General features: G+C 66.0%; 12 protein-coding genes. 6 read left to right on the top strand and 6 right to left on the bottom strand.

What is annotated here, in order from left to right; translation table 11 throughout:
- Positions 1 to 9: 9 nt before the first annotated feature.
- The gene (locus EOA28_RS10500) at positions 10 to 969 is read right to left on the bottom strand and encodes a TAXI family TRAP transporter solute-binding subunit (protein ID WP_127252695.1); all 960 of its coding nucleotides are present in this window, start codon (positions 967 to 969) and stop codon (positions 10 to 12) included.
- Between the two features lie 305 nt (positions 970 to 1,274).
- Here EOA28_RS10500 and EOA28_RS10505 point away from each other — a divergent pair, with 305 nt between their 5' ends.
- Complete coding sequence (locus EOA28_RS10505) at positions 1,275 to 1,646, top strand: YciI family protein (RefSeq protein ID WP_126080298.1); 372 nt, start codon at positions 1,275 to 1,277, stop codon at positions 1,644 to 1,646.
- 6 nt (positions 1,647 to 1,652) lie between these two features.
- Complete coding sequence (locus EOA28_RS10510; RefSeq protein ID WP_127252696.1) at positions 1,653 to 2,900, top strand: RNA polymerase sigma factor; 1,248 nt, start codon at positions 1,653 to 1,655, stop codon at positions 2,898 to 2,900.
- A gap of 421 nt (positions 2,901 to 3,321) precedes the next feature.
- Here the strand turns inward: EOA28_RS10510 and cysK are convergent, their stop codons facing one another.
- The 5 genes from cysK to hrcA form a co-directional block, all read right to left on the bottom strand.
- Complete coding sequence (gene cysK, locus EOA28_RS10515; RefSeq protein ID WP_127252697.1) at positions 3,322 to 4,302, bottom strand: cysteine synthase A; 981 nt, start codon at positions 4,300 to 4,302, stop codon at positions 3,322 to 3,324.
- 327 nt (positions 4,303 to 4,629) lie between these two features.
- The gene (locus EOA28_RS10520; protein WP_127252698.1) at positions 4,630 to 5,247 is read right to left on the bottom strand and encodes a LysE family translocator; all 618 of its coding nucleotides are present in this window, start codon (positions 5,245 to 5,247) and stop codon (positions 4,630 to 4,632) included.
- 266 nt (positions 5,248 to 5,513) lie between these two features.
- Positions 5,514 to 6,863 (bottom strand): sorbosone dehydrogenase family protein, encoded by a 1,350-nt coding sequence (locus EOA28_RS10525; RefSeq protein WP_128314877.1) that lies wholly within the window; start codon positions 6,861 to 6,863, stop codon positions 5,514 to 5,516.
- A gap of 116 nt (positions 6,864 to 6,979) precedes the next feature.
- Positions 6,980 to 7,177, bottom strand: a complete 198-nt coding sequence (locus EOA28_RS10530; RefSeq protein ID WP_127252700.1) for a hypothetical protein — start codon at positions 7,175 to 7,177, stop codon at positions 6,980 to 6,982.
- A 71-nt stretch (positions 7,178 to 7,248) separates the two neighbouring features.
- Positions 7,249 to 8,346: a heat-inducible transcriptional repressor HrcA gene (gene hrcA / locus EOA28_RS10535; RefSeq protein WP_126080304.1), complete on the bottom strand. Its 1,098-nt coding sequence runs from the start codon at positions 8,344 to 8,346 to the stop codon at positions 7,249 to 7,251.
- Between the two features lie 148 nt (positions 8,347 to 8,494).
- Between hrcA and rph the strand changes: the two genes are divergently transcribed.
- The 4 genes from rph (at position 8,495) to hemW (ending at position 11,652) form a co-directional block, all read left to right on the top strand.
- Positions 8,495 to 9,211 (top strand): ribonuclease PH, encoded by a 717-nt coding sequence (gene rph, locus EOA28_RS10540; protein ID WP_027169620.1) that lies wholly within the window; start codon positions 8,495 to 8,497, stop codon positions 9,209 to 9,211.
- A gap of 184 nt (positions 9,212 to 9,395) precedes the next feature.
- Positions 9,396 to 9,806 carry a VOC family protein gene (locus tag EOA28_RS10550; protein ID WP_128314878.1) on the top strand — a complete coding sequence of 137 codons (411 nt, stop codon included), beginning with the start codon at positions 9,396 to 9,398 and terminating at the stop codon, positions 9,804 to 9,806.
- Positions 9,806 to 10,483 carry an RdgB/HAM1 family non-canonical purine NTP pyrophosphatase gene (gene rdgB, locus EOA28_RS10555; protein ID WP_127252702.1) on the top strand — a complete coding sequence of 226 codons (678 nt, stop codon included), beginning with the start codon at positions 9,806 to 9,808 and terminating at the stop codon, positions 10,481 to 10,483. Before EOA28_RS10550 ends, rdgB begins: the two co-directional genes overlap by 1 nt.
- Positions 10,480 to 11,652, top strand: coding sequence for a radical SAM family heme chaperone HemW (hemW, locus tag EOA28_RS10560; protein WP_189342000.1), 1,173 nt, complete (start codon positions 10,480 to 10,482; stop codon positions 11,650 to 11,652). Before rdgB ends, hemW begins: the two co-directional genes overlap by 4 nt.
- Positions 11,653 to 11,827: the final 175 nt, after the last annotated feature.

Consider the following 11,827-nt stretch of genomic DNA (forward strand, 5'->3'; position numbering starts at 1 on the left):
GGTGAGGGCCTATTTCAGCAGGCCCTTTTCCTTGTAGTAGCGCTCCGCGCCGGGATGCAGCGCCACGGGCATGCCGTCCAGCGCCTTGGCCGGGTCGATCGCCTTGGCGGCGGCATGAGCGGCGGTGAGCTGGTCGAGATGCTCGAACAAGAGCTTGGTCATCTGGTACGCGGTGTCGTCGGGAACGTCGGCGCGGGTGATCAGGAAGTTGCCCACCGCGGCGGTCGGGACATCTTCCGCCTGGCCTTCATAGGTGCCTTTCGGGATGACCACGGAAAGATAAGGCGCCCCGATCTTGGCGACGTCCTCGGCCGGCACGGCGACGACGTTGATCGGCACGGAAGTTGCGAGATCGCGGATGGAGGCGACGCCGAGGCCGGCCGACTGCAAGGTGGCGTCGAGCTGGCGGTTCTTGATCAGCTCGACCGATTCGGCGAAGGGCAGGTATTCGACGCGTCCGAGATCCTCGTATTTGAGACCGGCGGCGGCGAAGATGGCGCGCGCGTTGAGCTCGGTGCCGGAGGCGGGCGCGCCCACCGACAGGCTCTTGCCCTTGAGGTCGGCGAGCGTCTTGATGCCGGAGTCCTGGCTGGCGACGATCTGGATATAATTGGGATAGATCGCGGCAATGCCGCGCAACTTGTCGAGCTTGCCCGGGAAGCCGGCTTCGGTGTTGCCCTCGGCGGCCATCTTGACGGAATCGCCGAGCGCGAAGGCGATCTCGCCCTTGCCCTGCTGCAGGAGGTTCAGGTTCTCGACCGAAGCCTTGGTCGCCTGAACCTGCGTGCGTGAGCCCTCTATGCCCTTGCCGTAGATTTCGGACAGCGCGACGCCGAGCGGATAATAGACGCCCGACGTGCCGCCGGTGAGCACATTGATGAACTCCTGCGCCCCGGCCGATACGGCGCCGAGACCGAGCGACAGCGCCAAGGCGCCGGCGGCAACAAATTTCGTCCTGAAATCGAGCATAGGTTTCTCCTCCTGAAACGGTCGCGTCGCCTCCCCGGCGCGAGACTCGTGAGTTTAGACGGGAGGAGCCAAATGCCAACCCGCAATTCAACGCATTCTGTTTGACCATGATCCTTTCCAAAAAACCGGGGCCACTTTTTGGGATCATGATCTGGACGAACGGTTGAGTGGCGGCGAAAAAGCGCCGACTTGCGCTCTGCTGCTTTGGGGACGAAAGATTTTTCCGGCGCCTGTCGAAATCGGTCGATGCCGCACGACATAGGTCGGCACGCAACGACGCGGCCTTCAAGAAACGGGAGAAGACCATGCGATACATGCTTTTGATCTACAATGACGAAGCCGCGATGGCGAATGCTCCAAAGGAGCAGACCCACCAGGTGCTCGCGGCCTATGGCGCCTACACCGAAGCGCTGAAGAAATCCGGGGCGTATATCGCCGGCGAGCGGCTGCGCCCGACCCAGGCGGCCACCTCGGTGCGGCTCACCGGCGGCAAGACCAATGTGCTCGACGGCCCCTATGCCGACACCAAGGAGCAATTGGCCGGCTTCTACATGATCGAGGCGGCCGACATCGACACGGCCATCGAATGGGGCGCGCGCTGTCCCGCGTCCGCCACCGGCACGGTCGAGGTGCGGCCGATCTGGGAAATGGCAGAGTACGTCGCCGCCGCGGAGTGAGCCGCGATGGATGATCGCTCGGAGATCGCGCGGGCGGCGGCGGAAGCGGCCGCCCGGAGCAGCTACGGCAAGCTGGTCGCCTGGCTGGCGGCGCGCACGCGCGACGTCGCCGGCGCCGAGGACGCGCTGGCCGATGCCTTCGCCGCCGCGCTGGAGCGCTGGCCTCGAACCGGCGTGCCGGCGCAGCCGGAAGCCTGGCTGCTCGCGGTGGCGCGCCGGCGCGACGTCGACGCCGTGCGGCGGCGGCTGACCGGCGAGGCGGCGCGCGATCATCTGCAGCTGATTGCCGAGGAGATGGAGGCGCGCATGAGCGGCGAGGAGCTGCCCGACGACCGGCTGCGGCTGATGTTCGCCTGCGCCCATCCGGCGATCGAGGCCAGCGTGCGCGCGCCGCTGATCCTGCAGACGATCCTCGGCTTCGACGCCGCGACCATCGCCTCTGCCTTCCTGGTCTCGCCGGCGACGATGGGGCAGCGGCTGGTGCGGGCCAAGGCGCGCATCCGCGAGACCGGGATTCCTTTTCGCGTGCCGGAGAAGGCGGAGCTCGGCGAGCGGCTGGGCGCCGTGCTGGAAGCGATCTACGCCACCTTCGCCGAAGGCTGGTCGGATCCGACCGGCACCGACAGCCGCCGGCGCAACCTCGCCGGCGAAGGAATCTGGCTTGGACGGCTGGTCGCCTCGCTGATGCCGGACGAGCCGGAGGCGCTGGGACTGCTGGCGCTGATGCTGTTCGCCGAGGCGCGCCGCTCGGCACGGCGCGGCCCGGATGGAGACTTCGTGCCTTTGGCCGAACAGGATATCGCGCTCTGGGACGACAGCCTGATCGACGAGGCGGAGGCCTTGCTGGCGGGCGCCGCGCAAAGGGGCATCATCGGCCGCTACCAGCTCGAGGCCGCCGTGCAGTCCGCCCACACGGCGCGCCGGCGCGGCAGCGGCACGGACTGGGCGGCGATCCGCCAGCTTTACGACGCGCTGCTTTCCGTAGCCGGTTCACCGGTGGTGGCGATCAACCGCGCGATAGCGATCGCCGAAACCGAGGGTGCAACAGCCGGGCTGGCGGCGCTCTATGTGCTGGGCGACGACAAGCGGCTGCAGGACTACCAGCCCTATTGGGCCGCGCGCGCCGGGCTGCTGGCCAGGCTTGGCAATACGAAGCAGGCGGCGCAGGCCTACGACCAGGCGATCGGCCTCGAGCGCGACCCGGCGCTGCGGCGTTTCCTCCAGGGCGAGAAGGCGAAGCTTGTGGGGGGTTAATGTCGGTTTGATCGGTGAGCAGGAGTCATCACCCTTTCCGGGGGATCGGCGCAAACGCTGGGGATTGGCGGAAGCCTCTCAACTTCGTCATCCCTGGGCGAAGCAGCCGCGAAGCGGCGTCGCGGAGACCCTGGGATCCATGCCGTGACCTCGATCGTAGGATGCAGCGGAGCAGAATTCTGCACCGATGCGGCGCGTCGAAGTCACGGAATGGATCCTCGGGTCTGCGCGCGTCGCTTCGCTCCTTGCTCCGCCCGTGGATGACGAAGTTGGAAGGCTTCAGGCAATCTCCAAGGCATGCGGTCTGCCGAGCCGGCCATGCCAAGTGCGCCTCGACGACGAAGCCGCCGCTGCCGGCGCGCGTACAGACGCCACAGCATGATCCTCGGGTCGGTCAAGCCCGATGATGACGAAGGGCGCCCTACGCCCCCAGCCCGTCGAACAGGATGGTCGAGAGATAGCGCTCGGCGAAGGAGGGGATGACGACGACGAGGTTCTTGCCCTTGTTGTCCGGCCGCGAGCCGACGACGATGGCCGCCTGCAACGCCGCGCCCGACGAGATGCCGACCGGCACGCCTTCGAGGCGCGCGACCAGGCGTGCATTGGCGACCGAATCCTCGTTCGACACCCTGACGATCTCGTCATAGACGGACGTATCCAGGATCTTCGGCGCGAAGCCCGCGCCGATGCCCTGGATCTTGTGCGGGCCGGGCTGGCCGCCGGACAGAACCGGGGAGGCCTCCGGCTCGACCGCCACGATATGCACCGAGGGCTTGCGCTTCTTCAGCACCTGGCCGACGCCCGTGATGGTGCCGCCGGTGCCGATGCCGGCGACGAAGATATCGACCTCGCCATTGGTGTCGTTCCAGATCTCCTCGGCCGTGGTGCGGCGGTGGATCTCGGGATTGGCCGGGTTCTCGAATTGCTGCGGGATGATGGCGTTGGGCAGCGTGGCGGCGAGCTCGTCGGCCTTGGCGATGGCGCCCTTCATGCCTTTCGGCCCCTCGGTCAGCACCAGCTCGGCGCCGAGCAGCGCCAGCATCTTGCGGCGCTCGACCGACATCGTCTCCGGCATGGTGAGGATCAGCTTGTAGCCCTTGGCGGCGGCGGCGAAGGCGAGCGCGATGCCGGTGTTGCCGGAGGTCGGCTCGATCAGCGTGGTCTTGCCGGGCGCAATCTTGCCGGCTTCCTCCAGCGCCTCGATCATGGCGACGCCGATGCGGTCCTTGACCGAAGCGATCGGGTTGAAGAATTCGAGCTTGGCCATCAGGTTGGCGACGATGCCCTTCTCCCTGGCGAACTTGTCCAGCCTGACCAGCGGCGTGTCGCCAATCGTCTCCGTGATCGAATTGAAGACGCGGCCGCGGCCGGGCACGCGCGCGGAGGTGACGGGCTTGTTCATTTGGTTCGCTCCCAGGGCAATGGCATAGGCAAAACAGAATAGGGCTTTCAGCCGCGCAAGATAGGCCGGCCACCGAAAATATCCGAGTGGGGCGGTTGCTGAAAAGCGCGCCGCAGCGGAAATGCATTTTCCGCTGCAGTGGGTTTCAGGAATGGTTTGGCTGAAATCGGAACGGTCACGCACCAAGGCGTGTTGAGAATTCAGGTCAGGCCGAGCCGAGAAGGGCGGGGTCCGAGAACCGGAGCGGAGCGTACTTGAAGTACGTGAGCACCGGAAGCGCAGGAAGTCGTCCTTCGCAGGCCGGCCTCACCTGAATATCAATGCACCTTATTGGCGGGCCGCGATGGCGGCCGCCGCGCCCATCATGAAGCCGGCGGCGGTGCGGTTGAGCACCTTCAACGCGCGTGGCGATTTCAGGAACCAGCGCGCCTTGGCGGCCAGCGCCAGATAAGGCACCAGCACCACGAACAGCACGACCACGGTGAGCATCGCCAAAATGGCGTAGTTGGCGAGCGTGATCGTCTTCAGATCGACGATGGTCGGCGTGATGGCGAGATAGAAGATCATCGTCTTGGGATTGCCCAGCGTCACCGTCAGCCCGGCGATGAAGCTCGACAGCAGCCCGCCCCGGGCCTTGTGCGCCTCGACGGTCTCGGGCGTGATACCGCTGGTCCAGAAGCGCCAGGCAAGGAAGGCGAGATAGGCGACGCCGGCCCATTTGATAGCGAGGAAGACCATGCCGAAGGTCTGGGCGACGAAGGCCAGCCCAAGCACGACGGCGGTGAGATAGGTTAGGTCGCCGAGCATCAGGCCGAACGACATGGCAAGCGAGGAGCGGAAGCCGGAGCCGAGCGCGCGGGCGACCAGCGCCGTGACGCCGGGGCCCGGAATGGCGGCGGCGACGCCGAGGGCTGCGCTGTAAGCGAGGAATCCGGTGAGTGTCATGGTTGCGGTCCCGAGATAGGGACGCACTTGTCGCACGAAACGGATCGGGAATGAATTCGCTATGGGGCAGATTCGTTTGCGCCAGCCCCCTCATCCGGCCGCTTCGCGGCCACCTTCTCCCCGAGGAGAGAAGAGGTTGGCGCCGACGCTCGCCTGCTCCTCTCCCCTTGGGGAGAGGTCGGATTGCCCCGAATTGCCCTTCGCAATTCGGTTGGCAATCCGGGTGAGGGGGCCCCTCGACGCACGGTCGAACGCCCGACCACCGCTTACCCGCCATACGTCACACGCCAGATCGTACCGTTGCCGTCCTCGGTGAGGATCAGCGCGCCGTCCTTGGCGACAGCGACGCCGACCGGCCGGCCCCAGACCGCGTCGTCGGATATGACGAAGCCGGTGGCGAAGTCGTCATATTCGCCGGTCGGCTTGCCGTCCTGGAACCGTAGCCGCACCACCTTGTAGCCGGTGCGAACATTGCGGTTCCACGAGCCGTGCAGGGTGACGAAGGCGTCGCCCCTATATTCAGCAGGAAAACCGTCAGCCGGGAAGTTGCCGCCACTATAGAAGGCGATGTTGAGCGGCGCCGAATGCGCCTGGATCAGCACGTCGGGCAGCGTGACCTTGCCAGCGAGGTCTGGGCGCGCGCCCTTGTGGCGCGGGTCCTCGTTGTCGCCGATGTAATACCAGGGCCAGCCATAGAACGCGCCATCCTTCACCGCGGTCGCGTATTCGAAGGGGACATTGTCGCCAAGCTCGTCGCGCTCGTTGACGACGCACCAGAGCGCGCCTGTCGCCGGCTGCACGGTCATGCCGGAGCAGTTGCGCAGGCCGGTGGCGACGGTCCTGCGGTTGCTGCCATCGGGGTCGAAGGCGAGCACATCGGCGCGGTCTTCCTCCGGGCCCCAGGCCTCGCCCAGCGGCTGCGATTTCGCCCACGCCTCGACACCACCCTTCGGCTTCGCTCCCATATCCTCGGCGATGTTGGAGCCGGAGCCGACCGACAGATAGAGCGTCTTGCCGTCGGGCGCGAAGGCGATGTCACGCGTCCAGTGGTGGCTGGCGGGAACCTTGGCGACAATAGTTTCCGGCTCACCGGACGCTTCGAGGTCGCCGTCGCGATAGGGAAAGCGCACGACGCTGTCGCTGTTGGCCACATAGACCCATTGCGGCTTGTCGCCCGGCGGATAGAAGGCGATGCCGTAGGGTCGCGTCAGGCCCTTGGCGAAGATCGAGGTCTCGGCGGGCTTCGCGCTGCCCTCAGCCAGGCGATAGACGCGGACCTGGTTTGCCCGGCTGTCGGCGACGAAGAGGTCGCCGTTCGGCGCCACGCGGACCGCGCGTGGACTGTCGATACCCGATGCGACCAGCTCGGCGGAAAAGCCCGGCGGAAGCTGTGGCTTCGCGCCCTCCGGGCGATCGGTGACGCCGCCGCCATTGGCGGCGGACTCCGCCACATTCGGTTTCGGCTGATCCTGCGGCTTCAGCAGCCGGCGCACGCCCGGACGGTCGGCCTTCCAGTCGCCGAAGGCCTTTTCGCCGCTGAGCAAGGGGGCCTGCTGCGCAAAGGCACCGGTGGCGAGAATCAAGGCAATGCCCGCAAGGCCGGCGATCCGTATCATGCTGTTCTTCGTCGTCTGCCATGCGCCTCGCTCGGTCAGGCGCTCCGAGCAGGACATATTGGGCAAACGACCGAAAAGAGAAGCTTGCGCACGCGGATTTGACGGAGCGCCGGAGCTTAGATCTCTTCGGTATCCAGGTCGTCGTCGAGGCGCTTTTCCAGCTCGACGAGATCGGCCGGCAAGGGCAGGCCCATGGCGCGGAGCTCCCGCAATTTCTCGCGCAGCTGCTCCTGGATCTCGTGGTCGTCCTCGGGCTGGTTGATCATTTCCTGAAGCAGGAGGTCGATCTGGGCCTTGATTGATTCCAGAGCCATTTTTTCCTCCGCAGCGACTTTAGGTGTGTCGAGATTCCGGTCAGGCCGACATCACCTGAATATCGATACACCTAACGCAGCATGCGCGAAATCAGTTGTGCGGTATAATCGACCATCGGCACGATGCGGGCGTAATTCAGCCGCGTCGGACCGATGACGCCAAGCGCGCCGATGACGCGGGCATCCTTGTCGCGATAGGGGGCGACGACCAGCGACGAGCCGGACAGCGAAAACAGCTTGTTCTCCGAGCCGATGAAGATGCGCACGCCCGGCCCTTCCTCGGCTAGGTCGAGCAGCTGCAGCAGCCCGTCCTGCGTCTCCAGATCCTCGAACAGATGGCGCAGCAGTTCGAGATCGGCCTGGGCGGTGACATTTTCCAGCAGGTTGGCACGGCCGCGCACGATGAGACGCGCCGGCAGGCCGCTTTCGGCGCCGGCCCAGACCGCCAGCCCCTTCTCGACAAGATCCTGCGACAGCGTGTCGAGAGCGGATTTGGTCTCATCCTTGATGCGGGCGATCTCGGCGCGCGCCTCGGCAAGCGTGCGGCCCCGGATATGGGCGTTGAGGAAATTGGACGCCTCGTGCAGTTGCGACACGGTGGTGCCGACGGGCAGGTCGACGACGCGGTTCTCGACATCGCCGTTCTGCGACACCAGCACGGCCAGCGCCTTGGTCGGCTCGAGCTGGATGAATTCGATGTGCTTCAGCGCCACCTCGTTCTTGGAGGCGAGCACGAGGCCGGCGCCGCGCGACATGCCGGACAGCATCTGGCTGGCCTCGGTCAGCATATGCTCCAGCGTTGCGCCGGAGCCCGAGGCGCGCACCTGCGCCTCGATGATGCGGCGCTCGTCGTCTGAAAGGTCGCCGAGCTCCATGAAGGCGTCGACAAAGAAGCGCAGGCCCGTCTGGGTCGGGAGCCGCCCGGCGGAAACATGCGGCGCATAGATCAGGCCGAGATGCTCGAGGTCGCTCATCACGTTGCGGATGGTGGCCGGCGACAGCGAGGAGGGCAGGATGCGCGACAGGCTGCGCGAGCCGACCGGCTCGCCGTCGCGCAGATAGGAATCGACAATCCGCCGGAAAATATCGCGCGAGCGCATGTCGAGTGACTGAAGTACCGGCGACTGAAGCCCGGGTGACTGCGACGTCGGATCGACTGGTCTGTTCATTCCGGCGAGAAACCTCCTACCGGAAAGATATAGACTCCCGGTCGGCTCGCGCAACCCGCCCTGGCTCGCGCCCCCTTTTCCTTTGCGCGAGAGACTGCATGCGTCTACAAGCCGCCAACGAATCCGGGAAAGAACAGAAAGAGCCTCGATGCGCCCCTCCAAACGCCAAGCCGACGAAATGCGCGCCATCTCCTTCGAGCGCGGCGTGTCCAAGCATGCCGAAGGCTCGTGCCTGGTGAAGTTCGGCGACACGCATGTCCTGTGCACCGCGAGCCTCGAGGAAAAAGTGCCGGCCTGGATGCGCAATTCCGGCAAGGGCTGGGTGACGGCCGAATACGGCATGCTGCCGCGCTCGACCGGTGAGCGCATGCGGCGCGAGGCCTCCGCCGGCAAGCAGGGCGGCCGCACGCTGGAGATCCAGCGGCTGATCGGCCGGAGCTTGCGCGCCGTGGTCGACCTGCAGGCGCTGGGCGAACAGCAGATCACCGTCGACTGCGACGTGATCCAGGCCGATGGCGGCACCCGCACCGCCTCGATCACCGGCGGCTGGGTGGCGCTCTACGACTGCCTGCGCTGGATGGAAGCGCGCCAGATGGTCAGCGTCGCCAAGGTGCTCAAGGACCATGTCGCGGCGATCTCCTGCGGCATCCATGACGGCCAGCCGGTCATCGACCTCGATTATCTCGAGGATTCCTCAGCCGGCACCGACGCCAATTTCGTCATGACCGGCAAGGGCGGCATCGTCGAGATCCAGGGCACGGCCGAAGGCGAGCCTTTCTCCGAGGAGCAGTTCGCGGCGCTGATGGGACTGGCCAAGAAGGGCATTTCGCGGCTGGTGAGCCTGCAGCAGATGGCGGTGGCGTAGGGTTTCCAATGCCGAGCCTAGGCCCCCCTCTCTGGCCTGCCGGCCATCTCCCCCTCAAGGGGGGAGATTGGATTTCGCCGCGGCTTTCGCCAATCACCGGCGTTGCAGAATGGGTGCCTACGACAAAGCTGCCAATCTCCCCCCTTGAGGGGGAGATGCCCGGCAGGGCAGAGAGGGGGGCCTCGTGATACCCTCTGCAATTTTGGAATCAGCTCTCTACGTCACCAATTTGGCTGCCGCCGAAACCTTCTACCGCCACATCATCGGCCTCGAGCCACTGGGCAAGGTCGAGGGGCGCCATGTCTTCTTCCGTTGCGGTGACGGCGTATTGCTTCTCTTCAACGCCGAGGCGACCAAAATCCCTCCGGCGCCTGACGCCCGGCTGAAAGTGCCGCCGCATGGCACGGCCGGCGAGGGGCATCTCTGCTTTGCGGCTACGGCCGAAGAGATCGCCGCATGGCGCAAGCATCTCGCCGCGAACAACATCGCCATCGAAAGCGACTTCGAATGGCCGCAAGGCGGGCACTCGATCTATATCCGCGACCCTTCGGGCAATTCGATCGAGTTCGCCGAGCCTAGAATCTGGGGTTTCTGATGCATTCTTTGAATGGAAAGAAGATCGTCGTCGCCAGCCACAATGCTGGCAAGCTGCGCGAATTTGCCGACCTGATGGCGCCGTTCGGCTTCGAGGCGAAGTCGGCCAAGGCATACGGCCTGCCCGAGCCGGACGAGACCGGCACCACCTTCGAGGAAAACGCCTACATCAAGGCATATGCCGCGGCCAAGGCGACCGGCCTGCCCGCGCTGTCGGACGACTCGGGGCTGTGCGTCGACGCTCTCGGCGGCGCACCAGGCGTCTACACCGCCAACTGGGCCGAGAAGCCGGATGGCACCCGCGATTTCGGCATGGCCATGCAGAAGACGGAGACCGCGCTGCAGGAGGCCGGCGCGACCAAGCCCTCACAGCGCACCGGCCGCTTCGTCGCCGTCATCTGCCTCGCCTTCCCGGACGGCGAGGCTGAATATTACCGGGGCGAGGCCGAGGGCACGCTGGTATGGCCGCCGCGCGGCACGCTCGGCTTCGGCTACGATCCGGTGTTTCTGCCCAACGGTTTCGACAAGACTTTTGGCGAGATGAGCGCGGAAGAAAAGCATGGCTGGAAGCCCGGCCAGGCGACGGCGCTTTCGCACCGCGCCCGCGCCTTCCAGAAATTCGCCGAAGCGCGACTGGATTTGGCCAGGTTGGATCTGGCGCGATCAGGACCCGCATGAGCGCAGTGACCATACCGCTCGACCGCAGCCCCGGCTTCGGCGTCTACATCCACTGGCCGTTCTGCGCGGCCAAGTGCCCTTACTGCGACTTCAACAGCCATGTCCGCCACCAGCCGGTCGACCAGGAGCGCTTTGCGCGCGCCTTCGAGACGGAGCTTGCGACCATGCGCGCCCGCACCGGGCCGCGCGAGGTGACCAGCATCTTCCTCGGCGGCGGCACGCCGTCGCTGATGAAGCCGGAAACGGTGGGCGCGGTGCTGGAGGCGGTGGCGAAGAACTGGACGGTGCCTGACGGCATCGAGGTGACGCTGGAGGCCAACCCGTCCTCGGTCGAGGCCGAGCGCTTTCGCGGCTATCGCGCCGCGGGCGTCAACCGCGTCTCGCTCGGCGTGCAGGCGCTGAACGACAAGGACCTGCGCTTCCTCGGCCGGCTGCACAACGTCGAGGAGGCACTGCACGCCATCGGGCTGGCGCGGGACATATTTCCCCGTCTCTCCTTCGACCTGATCTATGCCCGGCCCGGCCAGACGCCGGAGGCGTGGGGCGCGGAGCTGGAGCAGGCGATCGGCTATGCAGTCGACCATCTGTCGCTCTATCAGCTGACCATCGAGGAGGGCACACCCTTCCATGCGCTCTACGCGGCAAAGAAATTCACGCTGCCTGACAACGACCATGCCGCCGACCTCTACGCGCTGACGCAGGAGGTGACGGCGGGGCATGGGCTGCCGGCCTATGAGATTTCCAACCACGCCCGGCCGGGCGCCGAAAGCCGGCACAACCTCACCTATTGGCGCTATGGCGAATATGTCGGCGTCGGCCCGGGCGCGCATGGCCGCTTCGTCGAGAACGGCCGCCGCACGGTGACTATAGCGGAAAGGATGCCGGAGACCTGGGTCAATCTGGTCGAGGCCAAGGGTCACGGCGTCACCGGCGGCGAGATCCTGACCCGCGCGGAAGAGGCCGACGAGTTCCTGCTGATGGGCTTGCGGCTCGCCGAAGGCATCGACCTGCAGCGCTACGAGGCGCTCTCGGGGCGCGGCCTTTCCAGCGCGCGGCTCTCGGTGCTGCAGGAGGAAGGGCTGGTGGCGCCGGTCGGCAATGCAAGGCTGCGCGCCACGACCGCCGGCATGATCGTGCTCGATGCGGTGGTGGCGGATCTGGCGCGGTAAAGCAGCGCGTTCGTCATTCTCGGGCTTGACCCTGGGCTTGACCCGAGAATCCTGTGTGTTGGTTCTGGTGTATGGTTGAGGTGGGAAGGAGACCGAGTGGATCGTGGTCGTCCTTTCGGACAGGCCGTGGCATGGCCCGGTCCCTTCCCACCGGTGAACCATCAACCTGAACAGT

Source organism: Mesorhizobium sp. M2A.F.Ca.ET.067.02.1.1 (assembly GCF_004023285.1).
Lineage (GTDB): Bacteria > Pseudomonadota > Alphaproteobacteria > Rhizobiales > Rhizobiaceae > Mesorhizobium.

What these genes read in the sequence shown, in the direction of transcription:
- rph (WP_027169620.1), top strand. Translation starts at nt 8,495, where the DNA reads ATGCGCCCCTCCAAACGCCAAGCCGACGAAATGCGCGCCATCTCCTTC.
- EOA28_RS10505 (WP_126080298.1), top strand. Translation starts at nt 1,275, where the DNA reads ATGCGATACATGCTTTTGATCTACAATGACGAAGCCGCGATGGCGAAT.
- EOA28_RS10520 (WP_127252698.1), bottom strand. Translation starts at nt 5,247, where the DNA reads ATGACACTCACCGGATTCCTCGCTTACAGCGCAGCCCTCGGCGTCGCC.
- EOA28_RS10500 (WP_127252695.1), bottom strand. Translation starts at nt 969, where the DNA reads ATGCTCGATTTCAGGACGAAATTTGTTGCCGCCGGCGCCTTGGCGCTG.
- EOA28_RS10530 (WP_127252700.1), bottom strand. Translation starts at nt 7,177, where the DNA reads ATGGCTCTGGAATCAATCAAGGCCCAGATCGACCTCCTGCTTCAGGAA.
- EOA28_RS10525 (WP_128314877.1), bottom strand. Translation starts at nt 6,863, where the DNA reads ATGATACGGATCGCCGGCCTTGCGGGCATTGCCTTGATTCTCGCCACC.
- hrcA (WP_126080304.1), bottom strand. Translation starts at nt 8,346, where the DNA reads ATGAACAGACCAGTCGATCCGACGTCGCAGTCACCCGGGCTTCAGTCG.
- hemW (WP_189342000.1), top strand. Translation starts at nt 10,480, where the DNA reads ATGAGCGCAGTGACCATACCGCTCGACCGCAGCCCCGGCTTCGGCGTC.
- rdgB (WP_127252702.1), top strand. Translation starts at nt 9,806, where the DNA reads ATGCATTCTTTGAATGGAAAGAAGATCGTCGTCGCCAGCCACAATGCT.
- cysK (WP_127252697.1), bottom strand. Translation starts at nt 4,302, where the DNA reads ATGAACAAGCCCGTCACCTCCGCGCGCGTGCCCGGCCGCGGCCGCGTC.
- EOA28_RS10510 (WP_127252696.1), top strand. Translation starts at nt 1,653, where the DNA reads ATGGATGATCGCTCGGAGATCGCGCGGGCGGCGGCGGAAGCGGCCGCC.